The sequence below is a fragment of the Enterococcus sp. DIV0086 genome (genome assembly GCF_050498705.1).
GTDB lineage: Bacteria > Bacillota > Bacilli > Lactobacillales > Enterococcaceae > Enterococcus > Enterococcus faecalis.
This window is the reverse complement of the sequence record NZ_JBNIDN010000001.1, coordinates 441,542-461,517: the sequence shown is the minus strand read 5'-3', so window position 1 is coordinate 461,517 and position 19,976 is coordinate 441,542. Positions and strand designations below refer to the sequence as shown.

At 38.9% G+C, this 19,976-nt stretch carries 21 protein-coding genes; 1 reads left to right on the top strand and 20 read right to left on the bottom strand.

The window, feature by feature from the left end:
• Window positions 1-2 precede the first annotated feature (2 nt).
• From IGI63_RS02180 to IGI63_RS02125, 12 genes are all read right to left on the bottom strand, one after another.
• Window positions 3-509 carry a shikimate kinase gene (locus tag IGI63_RS02180; protein WP_368021022.1) on the bottom strand — a complete coding sequence of 169 codons (507 nt, stop codon included), beginning with the start codon at window positions 507-509 and terminating at the stop codon, window positions 3-5.
• A gap of 19 nt (window positions 510-528) precedes the next feature.
• Entirely contained in the window at window positions 529-1,815 is a 1,287-nt protein-coding gene (aroA, locus tag IGI63_RS02175) for a 3-phosphoshikimate 1-carboxyvinyltransferase (RefSeq protein WP_002378283.1), read from the bottom strand.
• A 6-nt stretch (window positions 1,816-1,821) separates the two neighbouring features.
• Window positions 1,822-2,916: a prephenate dehydrogenase gene (locus IGI63_RS02170; protein ID WP_002374855.1), complete on the bottom strand. Its 1,095-nt coding sequence runs from the start codon at window positions 2,914-2,916 to the stop codon at window positions 1,822-1,824.
• A gap of 33 nt (window positions 2,917-2,949) precedes the next feature.
• The gene (aroC, locus tag IGI63_RS02165; protein WP_429975228.1) at window positions 2,950-4,116 is read right to left on the bottom strand and encodes a chorismate synthase; all 1,167 of its coding nucleotides are present in this window, start codon (window positions 4,114-4,116) and stop codon (window positions 2,950-2,952) included.
• 1 nt (window position 4,117) lies between these two features.
• A complete protein-coding gene (gene aroB / locus IGI63_RS02160; protein ID WP_429975227.1) occupies window positions 4,118-5,194 on the bottom strand; it encodes a 3-dehydroquinate synthase in 1,077 nt (358 codons plus the stop codon).
• A gap of 22 nt (window positions 5,195-5,216) precedes the next feature.
• Window positions 5,217-6,242, bottom strand: coding sequence for a 3-deoxy-7-phosphoheptulonate synthase (aroF, locus tag IGI63_RS02155; RefSeq protein WP_002363948.1), 1,026 nt, complete (start codon window positions 6,240-6,242; stop codon window positions 5,217-5,219).
• A 36-nt stretch (window positions 6,243-6,278) separates the two neighbouring features.
• Window positions 6,279-7,145: a shikimate dehydrogenase gene (gene aroE, locus IGI63_RS02150; RefSeq protein WP_002369402.1), complete on the bottom strand. Its 867-nt coding sequence runs from the start codon at window positions 7,143-7,145 to the stop codon at window positions 6,279-6,281.
• A 487-nt stretch (window positions 7,146-7,632) separates the two neighbouring features.
• Window positions 7,633-8,088 (bottom strand): hypothetical protein, encoded by a 456-nt coding sequence (locus IGI63_RS02145; protein ID WP_002357586.1) that lies wholly within the window; start codon window positions 8,086-8,088, stop codon window positions 7,633-7,635.
• An 89-nt stretch (window positions 8,089-8,177) separates the two neighbouring features.
• On the bottom strand, window positions 8,178-8,552 hold the full coding sequence (locus tag IGI63_RS02140; RefSeq protein ID WP_002357588.1) for a thioesterase family protein: 375 nt from the start codon (window positions 8,550-8,552) through the stop codon (window positions 8,178-8,180).
• The gene (locus IGI63_RS02135) at window positions 8,552-9,772 is read right to left on the bottom strand and encodes a CCA tRNA nucleotidyltransferase (RefSeq protein ID WP_218391565.1); all 1,221 of its coding nucleotides are present in this window, start codon (window positions 9,770-9,772) and stop codon (window positions 8,552-8,554) included. The genes IGI63_RS02140 and IGI63_RS02135 overlap by 1 nt, the downstream gene beginning before the upstream one ends.
• Window positions 9,769-10,548: a 4-hydroxy-tetrahydrodipicolinate reductase gene (gene dapB / locus IGI63_RS02130; protein ID WP_429975226.1), complete on the bottom strand. Its 780-nt coding sequence runs from the start codon at window positions 10,546-10,548 to the stop codon at window positions 9,769-9,771. Before dapB ends, IGI63_RS02135 begins: the two co-directional genes overlap by 4 nt.
• The gene (locus IGI63_RS02125) at window positions 10,541-10,891 is read right to left on the bottom strand and encodes a nucleotide pyrophosphohydrolase (protein ID WP_002363944.1); all 351 of its coding nucleotides are present in this window, start codon (window positions 10,889-10,891) and stop codon (window positions 10,541-10,543) included. The genes dapB and IGI63_RS02125 overlap by 8 nt, the downstream gene beginning before the upstream one ends.
• Before the next feature lie 123 nt (window positions 10,892-11,014).
• On the opposite strand from IGI63_RS02125, the gene IGI63_RS02120 reads away from it, so the two are divergent.
• Window positions 11,015-11,899 carry a YitT family protein gene (locus IGI63_RS02120; RefSeq protein ID WP_429975225.1) on the top strand — a complete coding sequence of 295 codons (885 nt, stop codon included), beginning with the start codon at window positions 11,015-11,017 and terminating at the stop codon, window positions 11,897-11,899.
• 37 nt (window positions 11,900-11,936) lie between these two features.
• Here IGI63_RS02120 and IGI63_RS02115 read toward each other — a convergent pair whose 3' ends face one another.
• From IGI63_RS02115 to IGI63_RS02080, 8 genes are all read right to left on the bottom strand, one after another.
• Window positions 11,937-12,476: a ReoY family proteolytic degradation factor gene (locus IGI63_RS02115; RefSeq protein ID WP_002360333.1), complete on the bottom strand. Its 540-nt coding sequence runs from the start codon at window positions 12,474-12,476 to the stop codon at window positions 11,937-11,939.
• Window positions 12,477-12,485: 9 nt separating this feature from the next.
• On the bottom strand, window positions 12,486-13,742 hold the full coding sequence (locus tag IGI63_RS02110; protein ID WP_002388106.1) for a tetratricopeptide repeat protein: 1,257 nt from the start codon (window positions 13,740-13,742) through the stop codon (window positions 12,486-12,488).
• A 9-nt stretch (window positions 13,743-13,751) separates the two neighbouring features.
• Complete coding sequence (locus IGI63_RS02105; RefSeq protein WP_429975224.1) at window positions 13,752-14,792, bottom strand: hypothetical protein; 1,041 nt, start codon at window positions 14,790-14,792, stop codon at window positions 13,752-13,754.
• A gap of 306 nt (window positions 14,793-15,098) precedes the next feature.
• A complete protein-coding gene (locus tag IGI63_RS02100; RefSeq protein WP_002357604.1) occupies window positions 15,099-15,374 on the bottom strand; it encodes an HU family DNA-binding protein in 276 nt (91 codons plus the stop codon).
• Between the two features lie 247 nt (window positions 15,375-15,621).
• Window positions 15,622-16,932, bottom strand: a complete 1,311-nt coding sequence (gene der, locus IGI63_RS02095; RefSeq protein ID WP_002357608.1) for a ribosome biogenesis GTPase Der — start codon at window positions 16,930-16,932, stop codon at window positions 15,622-15,624.
• Window positions 16,933-17,105: 173 nt separating this feature from the next.
• Complete coding sequence (gene rpsA / locus IGI63_RS02090; protein WP_429975223.1) at window positions 17,106-18,317, bottom strand: 30S ribosomal protein S1; 1,212 nt, start codon at window positions 18,315-18,317, stop codon at window positions 17,106-17,108.
• A gap of 113 nt (window positions 18,318-18,430) precedes the next feature.
• Window positions 18,431-19,111, bottom strand: coding sequence for a (d)CMP kinase (gene cmk / locus IGI63_RS02085; RefSeq protein WP_002357612.1), 681 nt, complete (start codon window positions 19,109-19,111; stop codon window positions 18,431-18,433).
• 236 nt (window positions 19,112-19,347) lie between these two features.
• The gene (locus IGI63_RS02080) at window positions 19,348-19,974 is read right to left on the bottom strand and encodes a LysM peptidoglycan-binding domain-containing protein (protein WP_002360346.1); all 627 of its coding nucleotides are present in this window, start codon (window positions 19,972-19,974) and stop codon (window positions 19,348-19,350) included.
• Between the last annotated feature and the right edge of the window lie 2 nt (window positions 19,975-19,976).

The following is a 19,976-nucleotide window of genomic DNA, read 5'->3' as shown; positions in this document are numbered from 1 at the left end:
CTCTACTCCTTTAATTGTTGCAGAATTTCATTGATAATTTCTTCTGGCAAGCGATTGGTCGTATCAATTGTCATCTTCGCACATTCTTCATAAAAATTTTTACGAGACTCAAACAAAGCAATGATTTCTTTTGAAGAACGTTCTATAGCTAAGGGTCGTTGGTTTTCAGTATCTTCTTTGATTCTTTTTAACAGCTCTTCTGGTGTCGCATGTAAATAAATCACTTGCTGAAAAGATTTTAATAAGCTACGATTTTCTGGTCCGACAACAATCCCGCCCCCAGTTGAAAGGACGGCTGTATTTTTTGACAGCTCCTTTAAAAGTTGGGTTTCCTGTTCTCGGAAAGCTGCTTCACCATATTTTTCGAAATAGTCAGGAATTGAGCGTCCTATTTTTTCAATTAACGCTGTATCTAAATCAAGATGAGGCATCTTTAGTTTATTGGCCAAACTTTGGCCGATAGTTGTTTTACCCGCACCCATGAAACCAATTAAAACAATGCTTTCCATGGTTCGTTATCCTCCTTCGTTAACAACTTAAACGTTCTAAGTCGTCAAAAAATGCTGGATAAGAAACTGAAACTGCTTCAGCCTTATCTAATTCAACAGTGCCTTCTTTTACAAGTAATGCAGCAATTTGTAACATCATCCCGATACGATGATCCCCATAACTGGTAACTCTTCCACCATGTAAAGAAGTTGGTCCATGTATAATTAAGCCATCATCAGTAGGCGTGATGTCGGCGCCTAAAATTGTTAATTCTTTCGCTACTGCATCAATCCGATTGGTTTCTTTGACTTTCAATTCTTCTGCATCTCGAATGATTGTCGTGCCAGTAGCCTGAGTAGCTAACAAAGCAATAATCGGTAACTCATCAATTAAACGTGGGATAATAGCGCCACCAATCTCTGTAGCTGTCAATTGACTCGTTTTTACAAGTAAATCGCCAGAGTGATTGGCCTCATCTTCATTTAAAATAGTGACGGAACCACCCATGTTTTTAATCACATCTAAAATACCTGTCCGCGTTTGATTTAAGCCAACATTTTTCAGAAGTATCTCGCTATCTGGGACTACTAAACCCGCAACTAAAAAGAAAGCTGCAGAAGAGATATCACCAGGAACTACCACATTTTGACCTGTTAATTGTTGCGGTCCAGTTAACATAATTTTTTTACCGTCTACTTCAAGTGTCCCACCAAATTGTCGAATCATCTCTTCTGTATGATCACGTGTCTTTTCTTTCTCAACCACTACAGAAGTGCCCTCGGCTTGCAAAGCGGCGAATAAAATAGCCGATTTCACTTGAGCACTCGCAACAGGCATTGTGTAGTCAATCGGTTGCAAATTTTGAGTCCCGCGAATAGAAATTGGCGGAAACTCCGTTTGCTGAACCCCTTGACATTCCGCTCCCATTTGGTTTAAAGGAAGCATCACACGATTCATCGGTCGTTTGGCAATAGACGCATCACCAGCTAGGCGCGTTTCAAAGGGACAGCCAGCTAAAATGCCTAGCATTAGACGAATTGTTGTCCCTGAATTTCCAACATCAATTGTATTCCTCGCCTTTTTTAAACCTGCAAATCCTTGCCCCTCAACGGTGATTGTCGTCCCGTCATCTTCAATGTTCACACCTAAAGAACGAAACGCCGCTAAGGTACTTAAACAATCTTCGCCTCTTAGAAAATTTGTAATCGTCGTTTTTCCAGAAGAAATCGCTCCAAACATAATACTTCTATGGGAAATCGATTTGTCGCTAGGAACCATCAGAGTCCCTTGTAAATGTTTCACATTTGTACGTAGTTGCACCCTCATCACCTCTTATTTTTCGTAACACGTATAGTTCGTTTTTTTAGATAAAATTTGTTTTGCAGCTTGGCAGTCTGATTGATTTTTAAAAGACAATTGAAGAATCCCATAGATTTCTTCTCTCGTTTCTAAAATTTTAATATTTGTAAGAGAAAGGTCCGCTTCGCCTAAAATTTGCGTAATTTCAGCAATGATTCCTGGTTGATCTGGTACATCAACAAACAGATCATAGAAAGCTGGGATTGCGCCTTCTTTATGAATGGGCAACTGAGCACGTGTTTCTTTGGCCTTATCAAAAAAATTACGAATAGCTGGGGCATTTTTTTCTGTTAACCATTGGCAAACAGTAGTCATCTCTTTTTGCCAATTTTCTAGTAAGTCCAATAATACTAAGCGATTGCTTAATAAAATATCCGTCCACATCGTTGCATCAGAGGAAGCAATTCGAGTAATATCTCTGAATCCTCCAGCCGCTAGCTGCTGCGCTCTAGGGTAAGTGGTATTCAGTTGCTGACTTTCGTTCACTAACGCTGCGGCAACAATATGTGGCAAGTGACTTAGAGCACCAGTAATTTCATCATGTTCCTGTGCAGGCATCGTAATAAACTTCGCATGCGTTCCTTTTAGTAACGTTTGTAACTCCTGAATCTGTTTGTTTTTTTCGCCATGGTCATCGGTAAAAATATAGTAGGCATTTTCAAACAAACGTTCATCAGCGGCTGTTACGCCGGATTTATGTGAACCAGCCATTGGATGACCACCAATAAAATTTTTCATGTTAAGCTTTGTTGCTAACTGATTAATTTCCACCTTGGTACTACCCACATCTGTGATCAGAGCAGTTTCTAGTGATAATTGGTTTAATTCTTCTAGTTGTACTAAAGTTGCTTTAACTGGGGAACAAAGAAAAATAATCTCTGCTCGTCTTGCCCCACTTGTTAAAGATTCAGCTATCTCATCAATTAGACCCGTTTTCTTAGCAAATTCAGTTGACTCCGCTTGATTATCGAAACCGATAATCTCACTGTTGGGATGTCCTTTTTTGATACACAAAGCCAGTGAACTCCCGATTAGCCCTAATCCTACGATTAAAATACGTTTCTTCATTTTTTCCCTCCATATACTTGCGACTTTCTTCCATTAAAAGTTTTGAGTATATAGACGATAACGTTTCACTGCTTCTTTCATTTGTTCAAATGAGTCACTATCAAATTTTTCGAGCATAGCCTTCGCTACTTCCGTTGCAACAACGGCTTCACAAACAACGCTAGCGGCCGGTACCGCCGTGCTATCAGAGCGCTCAACGCTGGCCTTATAAGGCTCTTTTGTATCAATATTAACGCTTTGTAATGGTTTATAAAGGGTTGGAATAGGTTTCATGACACCACGAACGATGATTGGCATTCCGTTGGTCATTCCTCCTTCAAAACCGCCTAAATTGTTGGAAGTTCTGGTATAACCAGTACTTTCGTCCCAAACAATCTCGTCCATCACTTGACTACCAGGGCGTTGCGCCATTTCAAATCCAATGCCAAACTCAGCACCTTTAAAAGCATTGATGCTTACAACAGCTTGCGCAATTTTGGCATCTAGTTTACGATCCCATTGAACATAGCTACCTAAGCCAGCTGGAACGCCACCCACAAGTACTTCTACTACCCCACCAATTGTATCGCCATTTTTCTTGGTTTGGTCAATTAGTTCTTTCATTTTTTCTTCTACGGAAGGATCTAATACGCGAACGGCAGATTGTTCAGATCGTTCTTGAATTTCACGAATCGTTAAATTTTCAGGGATCGTAGCTTCAATCCCACCTAATACCGCGACATGCCCAGCGACTTGGATATCCAGTTCAGCTAAGAGTTTTTTAGCAACCGCACCAATCGCCACACGCATCGTTGTTTCTCGTGCCGAAGACCGTTCTAAAACATTCCGTAAATCATCATGTTGATATTTCATGCCACCGACTAAATCAGCATGTCCTGGACGTGGTTTGCTGACGCAGCGGATTTTCTTTTGTTTTTCAGGAACTGGCTCTACTGACATCACGGAGGTCCAATTTTTCCAGTCTTTGTTTTCGACAATCAACGTTACTGGTGAGCCAAGTGTTTTACCATGCCGAATACCCGAAGTAATACATACTTGGTCTTTTTCAATTTTCATCCGTCCCCCACGACCGTAACCGCCTTGACGTCTTGCTAATTCTCGGTTAATCTCTTCGCTACTTAAAGGCAGACCGGCTGGTAAGCCTTCAATAATAGCAGTTAATTCAGGTCCATGTGATTCGCCTGCTGTAATAAAGCGCATCTTAAATTCCTCCTTCTCTGTTTAAAAATGCTCGAATTTCTTCCGTTGGTAAAGAGACAATTTTCGCTTGACCAATTTTTTCTAAGACAATGATTTTAATCTGTCCCCCACGTGTTTTTTTATCATGTGTAATTGCTTGATAGAGACGTTCTTCTGGCCAACGATCTGTGGTTACTGGTAAATGAAACTTTTCTAGCATGGTGACCAACTCTTGGGTAGTCCCAAGTGGGGAAAGCCCTCGTTGTTCTGCGACTTGAGTTATTTGAATCATTCCTAAAGAAACGCCTTCACCGTGAGCAATCACCCCGTAACCAGCTGTATTTTCTAATGCGTGGCCGATCGTATGCCCAAAATTCAGAATCAAACGTAAGCCCAAATCTAATTCATCTTCTTCGACGACATCACGTTTAATCTTGCAACAGGCCGTGATAATTTCTTCTGCATGTACCACTAAATCTTGTTCATTTTCCAAAGAGGATAAACGGTGCCACAATTCAACATCAGCGATAGCTGCTGATTTTACAATTTCTGCAATTCCTTCACGCACACGTCTAGGTTCTAATGTTTTAAGTGTATTAGGATCAATTAAAACCCCATCTGGTTGGGCAAAAGTACCGACAAGATTTTTGGCTTTTTTAGTATTAACCGCTGTTTTACCTCCAATGCTACTATCTACTTGTGCCAGTAAGGTTGTTGGTACTTGCAAAAAGTGAATACCGCGCATATAGGTTGAAGCGACAAATCCAGCTAGATCTCCCACAACGCCTCCACCTAAAGCAATTAGACCATCACTTCGAGTCAATTGCTGTTCCGCTAAAAAATCATAAAGCAGTTGAGCTGTTTCGAGGCTCTTACTTTGTTCACCTGCCGCTACAGCAATCAATGATGTTTCAAAACCAGCAGCTTGCAGTTCTTTCTCAACAGCTGCGCCATATAATTTATTCACCGTTTCATCGGTAATAATCGCTACCCGTTGTGGCTGCCACAGGCTACGTACCCAGGTGCCAATTTTATCTAAGACACCTGTTTCGATGGTTAAATCATATGAATGTATAGGTAACGTTACGGTTAATTTCATGTCCTCTACTCCTCTGTCTTTACTAATCTTCTAAAGCATTAATTTCTTTCATTGCTTTTTCGATGATATGAACTTCTTTCATCATACGTAGGTAAGTTTTTTCATTCAAGGATTGTGGCCCATCTGACCACGCATTCGCTGGATCTGGGTGAATTTCTACAATCAAGCCGTCCGCACCTGAAGCAACACCTGCTCGGGCCATTGGCGGTACTAAATCCCAGATACCAACACCATGACTCGGATCAACAATAATTGGAAAATGACTTAATTTTTTAATTAAAGGCACCGCACTTAAATCAAGTGTATTGCGCGTAGCGGTTTCGTACGTACGAATCCCACGTTCAATGAAGATCACATTGAAATTTCCTTGCGCAGCAATGTATTCAGCTGCGTTTAGCCATTCATCAATCGTACCAGCAATCCCGCGTTTTAAGCCAATAGGTTTTCCAGTTTTACCAACCGCTTGTAATAACTTGAAATTTTGCATGTTGCGCGCACCGATTTGTAAAATGTCACTGTATTTTGCGACAAGTTCTAAATTCGCTTCATCCATCACTTCTGTAATGACTTGCATATCTAATTCATCAGCCGCTTGGCGAATGTATTTTAGTCCTTCTTCTTCTAGTCCTTGGAAAGCGTATGGCGACGTTCTAGGTTTGAATGCACCACCTCGTAAAATTGTTGCACCGCCAGCTTTAGCAATTCGCGCACATTCACGAATCTGATCTAAGCTTTCGATTGAACAAGGGCCCGCCATCATGGTCATACTGCCGTCACCGATTTTAACACCGTTCACATCAACCACTGTATTCTCTGGATGAAATAAACGACTCGTTAGTTTGTATGACAACGAAATGCGGACACTTTTTTCCACGCCTTCTAATGCTGTTAACTCTGCTTCAACTAATTTTTCTGTATCACCAATCAAGCCTATCACTGTTTTTCCATTATCTTGACTTGTTTGAGTAGTTAAGCCTGCACCTGTTACTAAATCAATGACTTGTTTCATTTGCTTTTCGGTTGCATTTTCTTTCATAATTACGATCATTATATTCTCTCCTCATGCCTTTAAACGGCGCTCTTTTTATCTATTTTCAATTTTACGTTTTACGACTGATACAGGCATTTTTTGTCCTGTCCATTGTTCAAAAGCAGCAGCTCCTTGATAAAGTAGCATGTCCAAGCCGTTGCTTGTTTCTGCACCACGTAAACGGGCTTCTTTTAATAACTGTGTTTCTCTGGGATTATAAATAGCATCATACACAAATAACTTCGGTTGAATCATTGCATAATTTTCTATAGGACTACTATGCGCATGTGGATGCATACCCACACTCGTTGCATTAACTAACAAGACGCTTTCAGCAACATCTTTTGCTAGTTTTTCAGTATCCGCCAAATCGTTTAAATGGATTACACAGTTGGTTCGTTCAGTGAAATTTGCCAGTTTTTTTTGACTGTCGTTAAACCCCGCGCTTTTCCTGTTGTAAACGGCGATTTCTTTCACGCCATCTAAAGCAGCTTGGGCAATGATTGATAAGGCTGCACCACCTGTTCCTAAGATGGTCATTTTATTCTGAAAAACGTCAACCTTTTTCTCTTTCAAACTCCACATAAAACCAGTACCATCCGTGCTGTCTCCGTAAAGTTTTCCATCTTTGTTGACAATCGTATTAATTGCGCCAACCAGTTGAGCGGTAGGACTTAGTTCATCCATATAACTTACAGCCGCCACTTTATTGGGCATTGATAAGTTGGCCCCTAACATGTGAAACGTTCGAATCGCTTCAATTGCTTGTGGCAATGTCTCTTGTCCAACGTCAAACGCCAGATACCGAGCATCAACTCCTAAATTTTGAAATGCTGTATTATGAATCAACGGTGAAATACTGTGTTGGCTAGGTTTCGCGAATAACCCAGCTAAACGAGTGGCTCCAGTTATTTCTTTCATCCTGTGTGCTCCTTTACGAAATTTTTTTAGTAAGTTTCTGAAATCCTAATTTTTGGCCAAACAAAAAGGATATTCACAGTAAATTTTAAGAAAAATCTACAGTGAATACCCTACAAAAAAGCAATATAAAAGCCACTATAGATTTTCTTAAATCTACATGGCTGAAAGTCATCTTAAATTTCCCTAGCCATTATAGATACAAACGTTTGTTGTCTGTACCCATAATGTTATGAATACAAACCTATCTAAAATAGCTAAAGTAAAAGTTATTCAGTTGTGTATGGTTTTTCTTCGTTGTTGTCATAAGAATCACTCCAAAACTGATTTAATTAAGAATTGTTAACAGTATACCGCTAGAAAAAACATGTGTCAACACTTATTCGCTTATTTTTTCGACTATTCCATTAAAACCAATGTTATTTTATTCGCCAAAAGACTAAAAAAGCCACAGGAACCAGTCATTTCACTGATTCCTGTGGAGCAAAAATTATTTTAATTCTTCAGCGTATACATCATCAACTGTTTGTGTTGGATCGATAACAATGTATAAGTTTTTAGTTTTTTCGCTGACTTTTGTAGATTGATAGATGTTATCCAAGCCCTCATCTGTTTTATCTTTGTAAGGGAAATAAACTAAATCTGGTGTGCCATTTTTGTAAAGAATTTCCATACGTTCGATATCTTCATATTTTAAAGCACGAGAGAACATCCCTAATTCTAAGCCACCTAAGTTAATATCGTGGGTTTGAACATGATCTCCTTCTTGGAAAATTTCAATTTTGAACCCTTCACATGGATGAATTTCAACAAATTCACTACCATGGATACGGCCAAAACTTGTTGTAATATGTTTGATCCATAAATCACCAATAAAACGACGATCAATCGTCCAAGTTTCACCATTTCTGAAATAAAATTTAAGTCCTGTCATTTCTCTAGCCATAGCACAAATCTCCTTACTTAAAAATAATTTCTTACATTATTAGTTTACCATACTTTTGATAAACGGTCACAAACTTTCGCTGTAGATTCTTAATCTTTTGTTATTCTTTTTAAAAAAGAATCAATCTCAACTACTGCACGTTGGTGAGAACCTTTGGCAATTTGTCGTTCTCCTTCATAAGCAACAAATTCATAGCGTATTTTGTGTGCAGTCTGTTCAATGCTGGTCATCGTAACAACGATTGTCGCCCCTACCGCGGATGGAAATAAGTGGCGCAATTCTAACACCGTTCCGACAGTTGTTTCCCCAACTGATAATTGGTCCTTCACAGCTTCTTTGGCTGTTTGTTCAATCATGGCAGCTAAAGCAGGGGTTCCTAAAACTTCTAAGTCACCAGAACCGAGCATTTTAGCCGTTTGTGATTCTTTCACCAAGAATTCTTTTGTAAACATTTCTGTTGGCATTATGCTTTCTCTCCTTTTGAACGTTGTTTTTTGGCAAACGAAAGCAGAACTTCTTGTTTATTCTCTAAGCTACCTTCAACAACGTGTTGCTCGATTTCAGCAATCAGTTCCCCTAACCATTTGCCTGGTGTTTCTTCTAAGACGGCTAAAAGGTCTTTTCCTGTTATGGCCAATTCATGTCTTTGATGGATGGGTAATGCCTTAACTAACTCTTTTGTTACTTGTACTTGACTCTCTTGTTGGTAATAATATAAAAGCCTTTCAACAAGTACTGCTGATTCTTCGCCTAATTCATAAAGCATCATTGGCTGCCAGTCGTTACTCAAGCGAAAACGCAAACCGCGTACTAATTGTGAAACGTTTTGAATTAATTGATTTGAAAGTTTCCAAGCTTTTAAGAAGGAGCGAATTTCTGCTTCTGGTAAATTCAACGATTGGATAAGTAACGTCCACACTTCTGCTTCTGTTTCAATTTGACGAGCAGGCAAGTCCATTAAACGAAAAAGTCCAGCCCCTTGTTCTCGTAATTTTGGACAGTATTGATAGCATTCTGTTTCAATAAACGGAGCTAAGCCACCTTGTCGATTAACCCCTAAAAGCATTTTTACAAATTCAATTGTAATGCGTTCTACTGAAATTTTTTCCAATAAAGGATGAAATTCAGCGATAGCGGCTAAGGTTTTTTCTTCAATTTTAAAATCTAATTGGCTAGCAAAGCGTAAGCCCCGCATCATCCGCAGAGCATCTTCATGAAACCGCTCATGGGGATTACCGACTGCACGAATGGTTTGATTAGTTAAATCTTCGATACCATCAAATAAATCAATGATTTCGCCTGTGCTGTCGAGCGCCAAGGCATTAATCGTAAAATCTCGCCGTTTTAAATCTTCTTTCAAGGAGCGAACAAAGGTGACTTCATCTGGTCGACGAAAGTCTTGATAAGTTGACTCGGTACGAAAGGTTGTTACTTCATACTGTTGGTCTTCCATCAATACAAGGACTGTACCATGTTCAATGCCCACATCAACGGTTCGTTTAAAAATTTGCTTAATTTCTTCTGGATAGGCACTTGTCGCAATATCGACATCATGGATTGGTTTATTTAATAAAGCATCACGGACGCTGCCCCCGACAAAATACGCTTCAAAGCCCTGTGCATTGATTTCACGAATAACGGGAGCGGCTTCTTTAAATTCGTTTGGAATAGTTGTCAATTTCATAGCATCTGTTCCAATCCGTAAAGTAGTTCTGTTCTCTGTACCACTTGCCGACAAGCTAACGCCACTCCTGTCATGAATGAACGTCGATCATAGGAATCATGCCGAATAGTGAGCCCTTCACCTACACTGCCAAATTGGACTTGTTGGTGTGCCACTAAACCAGGTAAGCGGACACTATGGATTCGCAGACCCTCGAAATCAGCCCCGCGTGCCCCTGGTATTGATTCTACCTCTTGCGGATTCCCTTGTTTTTTTGCTGGCCGAACTTCTTGAATCAATTCTGCAGTTTTTATAGCCGTTCCGCTCGGTGCATCCAATTTGTTATCATGATGTAATTCAATGATTTCCACATTCGGAAAATACTGTGCCGCTTTTTGGGCAAATTGCATCATTAAAACTGCCCCAATTGCAAAGTTTGGCGCAATTAAGCCGCCGATGGCTTTTTCTCGAGATAGGTTTGTCAATTCGTTGATTTGTTCCTCCGTAAAGCCTGTCGTCCCAACAACAGGCGCCATACCATGCTCCAACGCAAAACGTGTATTTGGATAGGCGGCTTCAGGAACCGTAAAATCAATCCAAACATCTGGTTTGACAGCTAGGACTTCTTCTAAACGCTGAAAAACGGGAACTGCGGTTTCATCATTGAAAGAAACAGTTTCTTGTGCTTCATGAGGATCATACACACCTACTAATTCAAAGTCTGCGGTTTCTAAGACCATTTGTGTAGCAGTACTGCCCATCCGTCCTTTAAACCCAGCGACAATTATTTTAATCATGTGTTTTCCCATCCTTTCTTTCAAAGCGATAGCGATCCCGCTTGTTAAATTTGGCCATATTTTCTTCAAAAACTTCGGTTAAATCAATCTCTAAAGAATTTGCCATGCTAATCAATACAAAAAAGACATCTCCAAGTTCCTCTGATACTGTCTTTGGTTTTTCGTCTGCTTTTTTCTGTTTTTCACCATAATAATGATTGACTTCACGGGCTAATTCTCCGACCTCTTCCGTCAAACGAGCCATTTGTCCTAATGGTGAAAAATAGCCTGTTTTAAACTGTTGAATATAATCATCAACTTCCGTTTGCATCGATTGCAAACTACGTTGTTCTGATTCTGACATTTTACCCCAACCTTTCTTACTCTACCTCCTACATCTTATCAAAAACTTGGCTATCTGGAAAGGTTCTACTTGTTGTTTTATATAGAGAATGATACAGTTTATACTGTAAAAGGACGTGATTAAATGGAAGAACAAAGATTTTATTTTAAAGATGTGTTATTTATTGTATTAGGAAGCTGTATCTATGCCTTTGGTTTGATTACTTTCAATATTGCCAATGACCTGGCCGAAGGTGGTGTCACGGGGATTACTTTGATTTTAAGAGCCTTATTTCATTTTAACCCAGCATATACGACATTATTAATCAATATTCCGCTCTTATTAATTGGTGGGAAAATTTTAGGCAAACGTTCCCTCTATTATACGCTAATTGGTACCGTGTCGTTATCGGTATTTTTGTGGTTTTGGCAAAAATTTCCTGTTGAAATTAATTTAGATCATGATTTATTGATTGCTGCTCTCCTAGCTGGTTTGGCCGCAGGATTCGGGAGTGGCCTTGTTTACCGCGTAGGCGGAACCACTGGTGGGACCGACGTCATTGCCCGCATTTTCGAAAAATACTTTGGGATTAGCATGGGCCGTTCGTTGTTACTTTTTGATGTTGCAGTCTTACTCCTCTCGTTGACCTATATTGATGTCAAACGAATGATGTATACTTTAATTGTGTCCTTTGTTTTCAGTCGTGTTGTTGATTCTGTACTCGATGGAGCCTATGCTGCGAAAGGAATTTTAATTGTTTCCAATCATTCCGAAGAAATCGGTCAAAGTTTAATGGCTTCTTTAGAACGTGGGGTAACATATTTAAATGGTGAAGGTGCTTATTCACAAGTGGAAAAACGGGTTCTCTACACGGTAGTCAGTCCTCGAGAAATAATGGAAGTCAAACGGATTGCTAATGAAATAGATGAAAAAGCCTTTGTGTCCATCATTAACGTACATGAAGCAATTGGCGAAGGCTTTACTTATGCAAAACCCAGCAAACAACGGCGCTTTAAATTAAAACAATAAATAAAACCCAGCATTTATTGAAAATGCTGGGTTTTATTTATTGTTGTTTCAAACGATTTAATTCATCGGATAATTCTAAAAACGCTTCTTTGTTGCCTGTTTCTAAAGCATCATCAATTTGAGCTTTAAGTAATGCCATTCGTTGCGTTTGTTCTTCTTGCTTAAAGTATTGATCAATCGCTCTGGCAACTTCCTGATCCACTTGTTCATTCCATGGCGCAAACGGATTGTCTTCTAAAACAGATAAATACTGGCTCGTTTGCCAAGCCTCTGGAAATACACATTCTAAATAAAGAGCTTTCCGCCAATTCATCCGAATCTCGTGAAAAATTTGTTCCGGATCTGTAAATTCTTGTGCTTGGATAAAAAGCAATAACGGCTCCTTACCTAAACCATCCGCTACCACACGGATCCCCCGATCGGTTTTCTCTACGTTCTCAACAAAATGAACATTATTTAAAATCGCATCGTGCGTTAATAAGTAATTTAAAATCCACAGTACTTCTCTTCTTCCAAAAGGCACGGTATTCACTAACCAAGTTAAAAATTTTTTCTTTTCTGATAAACTAACAAACATCGTCGTTTCCTATCTTTCTTCCATATCTGCTAGCACAGATTGCATGTCTACATCACCAGGTTCATGTTCCAAATAGTGGTATAACAAGTGTTTTGCTTTTTCAAGTTCGCCTTCTTCTCGTAAGAACAATGCGTATTCTTTTAGAAATTCTGGTTCGTGAGACAATTCTTGCGCTGCTTGTTCATAATGAACTTTAGCGACGGCAAAGTCTTCTAATTCGTTGTACGCTTTTGCTAAATTCCATTCAGCATAAGGATGATCCGTTTCCTCTAAATCATTTAAGATAGTAATTACTTCCTCAAAACGCTCTTCCGTGAGGTAGAGATTACTTAAGGTCAAACGACTTTCATCTGTTTTCTCACCTAATTCCAAAGCTTTTAACAACCAGTTTTCAGCACCAGCAATATCGTGTAAGCGATAGGCATTTTCAGAGGCAAATTGGTATAACTCTACTTGGAAGGGGTTTTCCGCAATTCCTTCTTCGATCACCGCTTTTGCTTCCTCTAATTGCTCTTCTTCTTGGAGCGCTTCCGCTAAATATAGATAAAGTGATTGATAATGTGGGTTTAGTGTTTTTAATTGCTGGAACAACGTAATGGCTTTTTGATTCTCATGTAACTGTAAATAAGTGAAAGCTAACTGGAATAAACGATCGTCTGTTTGTTCTTCTTTGACCGCGGCTTCCAAATAAGGAACTGCTTCTTCAAAATCACCTAACATGCTGTAACTACTTCCTAAGCGTTCATTCAAGGAAATAGCAGAGATTTGCGCTGTCCCGCTTTCTACAATGCTTTGATAACGAGTAATAGCCTCGACAAATTGACCATTTGTAAAGTATAGTTCTCCCAAAGCAAATTGAATTAACGGCTCTTCTGGCATAAGATTGGCTGCTTCTTTTAATTTCGCTTCACTGACTTCTGGAATCCCTAAAACTTGGTACAAATCCGCAGTAACTAAGAGGCTTTGGACATAACTGTCACTAGTTTCTGGAATTTTTTCTAAATAGATGAATGCGTCATCTATTTCATTATTTTCAATGGCGATTTCTGCTAATGGAATGTTTAAGCCATCTGCATCGGGAAATTGTTCCAACAACTGTTGGAAAATTTGTTTGGCTTCTTCTAGAAAACCTAAAGATAATAACGTTTCCCCTAAATCAGCTAAGGTATTTTCATCATCTTTCTTTAATGCTTCTTCAAACATTAACTGTGCTTCTGCTAAATTTTCAGCTTGTAATGCTTGAACCATTTTTTCACTATATGACATAATTTCCCCTCAAATCTCTTTTAAAATTTCTTGGTATCTTTCAATCGTTGTTAACAGTTGATCGGGCGTTGGCTTTAAAGCTGCTCCTAGTTGACCGATTTTTTCCAACACCATAGGAGGACCTAGTGTTTCTGTGTGAGCCAAGACTTGTTCTGCGTAATCAGCACTTAAAATTTCTTTTGGAAACGCCACCGGAAAACCTAAGCGAATAAACCAAACGATAAAATTTTTAAATTGAAAGTCAAAGTGATTGACTTGCTGGCTCCATAAAACTTGTAACAATAATCCCAATAATCGTTTCATGGGACCTGATAACAAATGGCCATTTTCGGTTGTAGCAAAGGCCGCTTCAAAAACTCGGCCAAATTGATCCACTTTTTCCCCTGCTTGTTCATAAAAAGATAACAACTCGTCTAAAATACCATTAAATGACGTTTGATTCAACCGTTTTTTATCTGGATACGTTTGGTATAGCATTTGTAAATAAGCATAATCACAGACAAGACTCGCTCGAATAAAAACGAGCAAATCAATTAAAGGGGCAGCACCTTTTTTATTGGTCAAGGTACTATCAAACAAAATTTCTTCTGAATGATTTTCTATATGCATAGTTGCATGCTGTGCTTGCTGAATTGTGACACTTGGTAAAAGTCCTTGCCGTAACGCTTGAACAGACACAGGCATCAGCCAACATTTGGAGGAACACTTACTTACTTGGTGCAAAAATGCGGTTAATTGTAGTACCCCTTCATTACCCAAACCAATCAATAAAACATCCTGATTTTCTGGCCAATCAGCTAAGAAACGTAACACACTTTCTAATTCTGATAAGTCATTGCAATGAACATCATTGCGACAAATATACCAGTTTAATCCCAACTGTTCCCCAAAGGCATAATTAATCTTCTCCGAAAAAAGATCATAGTAACGCTGATTCGCCAAAACAACGATTGACTCCGTCGTTACTGGTCGTTTTTTTAGGACGGAAGCAAATGTTTCTCCATAAATAATAGCGACCTTGTTTTCCCCTCTAGAATAGTTGTATTTCATTGATTCACCACCTTAAGACTGTTTCCTCTTCCTTCACCCCAAGTCTAGCATAACCACTAAAAAACAGCTACTGGCAACAACTTATTTTTGTCCTTCATTCATAAATCTTTCTCTTTTTATCAAAAAAGCAAGGAGCGAGTGTCGAACCGTTCCCGCTTGATTCTCGGAGCGAAGCACGTTTTTCTCACCTAAGGTTCGTTACAATTTAGCCTTTTAGCGTACTGTTTCGACCACCTCTTAAAATAACATTTTTTATGTATGATTCAAAAAAGAACCCTTGGAAACCAAGGGTTCTAATTGTCTGTCTTATTTCACTGCATCTTTCAATGCTTTACCTGGTTTGAATGCAGGTACTTTGCTTGCAGCGATTTGAATTTCTTGTCCAGTTTGTGGGTTACGTCCTTTACGAGCTGCGCGTTCGCGAACTTCAAAGTTACCAAAACCGATTAATTGAACTTTTTCACCTTTAGCAAGAGTTTCTTGAATTGTTGAAAAGACAGCGTCTACTGCTGCAGTAGCATCTTTTTTAGTTAAACCAGTTGAAGATGCAACGTTTTCGATTAATTCTGCTTTATTTGCCATGGATCATTTCACCTCCTCTATAAGAGATACGATGTTTTTACACACCTAAAGTTCCGTCTATTTTTGAGTGGTCCAAAAACAGACAGCAAATATTGATCTGGTTCAATATTCTGTTAACAAGATAGCATAAGAAAGTTGTAATAGCAAGGTTTTTAGTGTATTTTAACCAGTTTTTTCAAAAAATAATCATTTTTTCTCAAAGTTGATAAATTTATTTGAATATCTAAAAAAAGTATGGTAGAATGCACTATTTTCGGCGTCGCGGAATGATTTTAATTGGCGTACCTTCAAACGTAAATGCTTTTCTGATTTGATTTTCTAAAAACCGGGCATAAGAAAAGTGCATTAGTTCTTCTTCGTTGACAAAAATAACAAATGTAGGTGGTTTGACTGCCACTTGTGTTGCATAAAAAATCTTCAAACGTTTTCCTTTATCGGTTGGTGTCGGATTAATTGCTACAGCATCCATTACAACGTCATTTAACAACGCTGAAGGAATCCGTAAGTTTTGATTCATACTTACTGTTTCAATTAGTTCAGGCAGTTTATTTAAACGTTGTTTGGTTAATGCAGACACAAAAATAATAGGTGCATAATCTAAATATTGGAATTCATCACGAATTTCCGCTTCAAAATCACGCATTGTATTTGTATCTTTTTTGACTGTATCCCATTTGTTGACCACGATAATAATACCGCGACCTGCTTCATGGGCATAGCCCGCCACACGCTTGTCTTGCTCACGAATACCTTCTTCTGCATTCAAGACCATTAAAACAATGTCTGAGCGTTCAATCGCCCGCATTGCGCGCATGACGCTATATTTTTCAGTTGATTCGTATACTTTCCCACGTTTACGCATACCAGCCGTATCAATCATTAAGAACTTTTGACCTTCTTCAGATTCAAAATACGTATCGATTGCATCTCGCGTTGTTCCTTCAATATCTGAAACAATCACACGATCCTCACCAAGGATAGCATTAATCAATGATGATTTACCGACATTTGGACGCCCGATTAAACTAAATTTAATTGTATCTTCGTCCTCTTCTTCTGAAGTGTTAGGAAAATGTTTAACTGCTTCGTCTAACACATCGCCAATGCCTAAACCATGACTACCAGAAACTGGGAAAGGATCCCCTAGTCCTAAAGCATAAAATTCATAAATATCATTACGCATTTCAGGATTGTCAACTTTATTAACAGCTAAGATCACTGGTTTATTACTACGATATAAAATTTTTGCTACTAACTCATCTGCATCAGTAATTCCTTCACGGCCACTAGCAACAAAGATAATCACATCTGCTTCATCAATCGCAATTTCTGCTTGGTGTTTGATTTGGTCCATAAATGGTTCGTCACCTAAATCAATCCCACCTGTATCAATAATACTAAATTCACGCCCTAACCATTCTCCAGTTGTATAAATACGGTCGCGTGTTACGCCAGGAGTATCTTCTACAATCGAGATACGCTCACCGGCAATGCGGTTAAAAATAGTCGATTTACCGACATTCGGTCTACCGACAATCGCAATAGTTGGATTTGCCATTTGATTCCCTCCTTGAGAATTTCAATCCTTACTAGTTTACCTAATCAAACCTTAAAGTGCAAGAAAAGTTTTAGTTTCTGCTGATTTTCTAACCAATTCAAGAAAAAATGAGTTTGACATAGCCGATCTGTTTACGGCTATGTCAAACTCATAAATTTCAAGAAAGTAACGTGTTATTCCTCTTCTTTCGCATCAGATAAAGCGTCACCTAAAATATCGCCCATGGTAAAACCAGTATTTTCTTCAGGCAATTCATATTCCTGTTCTTCTTTTGGTTCTTCTTGAGACTCAGGTTTTGGTTCTAACGCTTTGATACTTAAAGCAATACGATGTTCCTCTGGATTAACTTCTAAAACTTTCACTTGTACTTGATCCCCTTCATGAAGGACTTCATGAGGCGTTGCAATGTGCTTGTGAGAAATTTGAGAAATATGCACTAATCCTTCCACACCAGGGAAAACTTCCACAAAGGCACCGAAGCTTGTTAGGCGTTTTACTGTGCCATCTAAAACAGTCCCAGCGGCTGCTTTTGTTTCGATATCTGTCCATGGTCCAGGCAATGTTTCTTTAATAGATAAAGAAATACGTCCTTCTTCTGGATTAATTGAAAGAATTTTTACTTGAACGTCTTCGCCAACAGTTAACGCATCACTTGGTTTGCCCACATGCTGATGAGCAATTTCAGAAACATGAACTAAACCATCCACGCCACCTAAATCAATGAATGCGCCGAAATCTGTTAAACGAGCTACTTTCCCTTCAACAACGTCTCCGTCATGTAAAGAAGAAAGTAATTCTTCTTTTTTCGATTCTTTTTCAGCTTCAACAACTGCTTTATGTGAAAGAATTAAGCGGTTTTCTGAAGGTTCGATTTCAATAATTTTAAATGCTAGTGTTTGACCTTTATATTCAGAAAAATCTGCAACAAAATGATCTTCAACCATTGAGGCAGGAACAAATCCGCGAACACCAACATCAACAACCAAACCACCTTTAACAACATTTGTAACAGGTGCTTCGATTACTTTGCCCGCTTGGAAATCTTGTTCAATTTCTTCCCAAACTTTTTTAGCATCTAAACGGCGTTTTGACAGTAAATAACTGCCGTTTTCTTTATCTTTGCCAATTGATGTGATAACAACTAAATCTAACACATCACCGACTTTCACAAGTTCGTGTACATCTTCAACTGGTAAAGTCGATAATTCCTTTGCAGGAACAACGCCTTCAACGCCCGCTCCTTCAATGCCGATAACAACTTGTTTATCTTCGATGGCTAAAACTTCGCCTTTAACAATATCGCCAACACTGACTTCTTGAACGCTGTTCATTGCATCTTCCATTGTTTCGTTGTTTGCTACTTGTTTGTCTTCAAAATCTGTCATGCCTCTTATCCTCCTATGCCAACAAAAATTCCAAAACTTAGCTATATATACTTACATAGTACGAGATTTTTGTAAAAAAATAAAGCGATTTCTTCTATTTTTCTTAAAATTCTTTAAAAAAGTTCAAAACCTTTTTGTTTAATCACATTTTGTATGGCGGCGACGACTTCTTCAATCGTCAACCCTGTTGTATCGATTTTCACAGCATCACTTGCTTGGACAAGGGGTGATACTTCTCTCGTTGAATCTAAATAATCCCGACGTTCAATCTCCGCCTTCAAGGTTTCAAAATCCGTCTCAATCCCTTTTTCTTGATTTTCTTTAAAACGACGTTCTGCACGTTCTTCAACGCTAGCCACCAAGAATATCTTTACTTCGGCCTTTGGTAAAACTGCAGTACCAATATCTCGACCATCCATGACAACTCCACCGGCTTGACCAATTTTCTGTTGTAACGCCACCATTTCTTCTCTAACTTTTGCATGTTTTGAAACAGCTGAAACAGCATTCGTTACATCTGGCTGGCGAATCGCTTCGGTCACTTCATGACCGTCGATAAAAACACGTTGGCCATTCTCTGCTTGCTGAAAAGAAATAGTGTGGTTGACACAAAGCGCTACTAATGGTTCTTCCGCTTGAATGTCGATTTGATTTTGCAAGGCCAGATACGTAATCGCTCGGTACATGGCACCCGTGTCACAATACACATAATTCAATTGTTTTGCTAAAATTTTTGCAACTGTACTTTTGCCTGACGAAGCTGGTCCGTCAATAGCAATACTGATTTTCCCCATGAAAAAACTCCTTAACTGATATGCATCCTTTAAAATGCGCTTCTTCTTTTATATTAAAATCATAAGAAAAGAACTTGGATTTAAACTGATGACGAGTTTCTAACGAAAAAGCAATAAGCCGAAATCCCTCGAAAGACGCAAAACATCTTTCGGAAATTTCTGCTTATTGGCATTCTCATGTAATCATCCGTCGCGGTTTAGCCCTTGAAAGTGCTGTCCAAACCTCTTTTTCTGGATTATTTAATACGTAATGGTTGTCCCGGATAAAACACAGATGTATCAATCCCAGGATTTAACGCTAAAATTTGTTCTAATGTCATTCCGTTACGTTCGGCAACTTGACGTGCCCCTTCGCCACTTTGAACGGTATCATAAACAGGTTGTTGGTTCTGCGCTTGTTGCTGTTGTTGATTTTGAGCTTCTTGTTGTTGTTGCTGCTCTTGTTGTTGCTGTTGTTGTTGTTGTGCTTGTTGGTCCTGTTGTTGCTGTGCAGCAGCATCAGAACTTGAAGGTGTTGTATTTTCAGCTGGTTGGCTGCTTGCTGGTTCTGAGCTTTCCACTGATTTTGACGTACTTTCTTTTTTCTTCTCTTTTGATGATGATTGGACTAATGAAGAAGATGGCTGGCTATTTTTGCTAGCACTTTCGTTCGGTTTCTTGTCTTGCATCATCCATAAGAAAGTCCCAATTGGAATGGCAATAATTAATAATAGCAAAATAACTAAAACAGTTAGAAATAATGAATTTCCTCGTTGCTGTTGGCGTTTTGCTAAACGAGAACCACCACCATTTTGATCAGGTTCATAAATTGATTGTTCCCATGGCTCACGAGCTTGGTTTTTCTTTTTGTCCTTTTTACTCACTG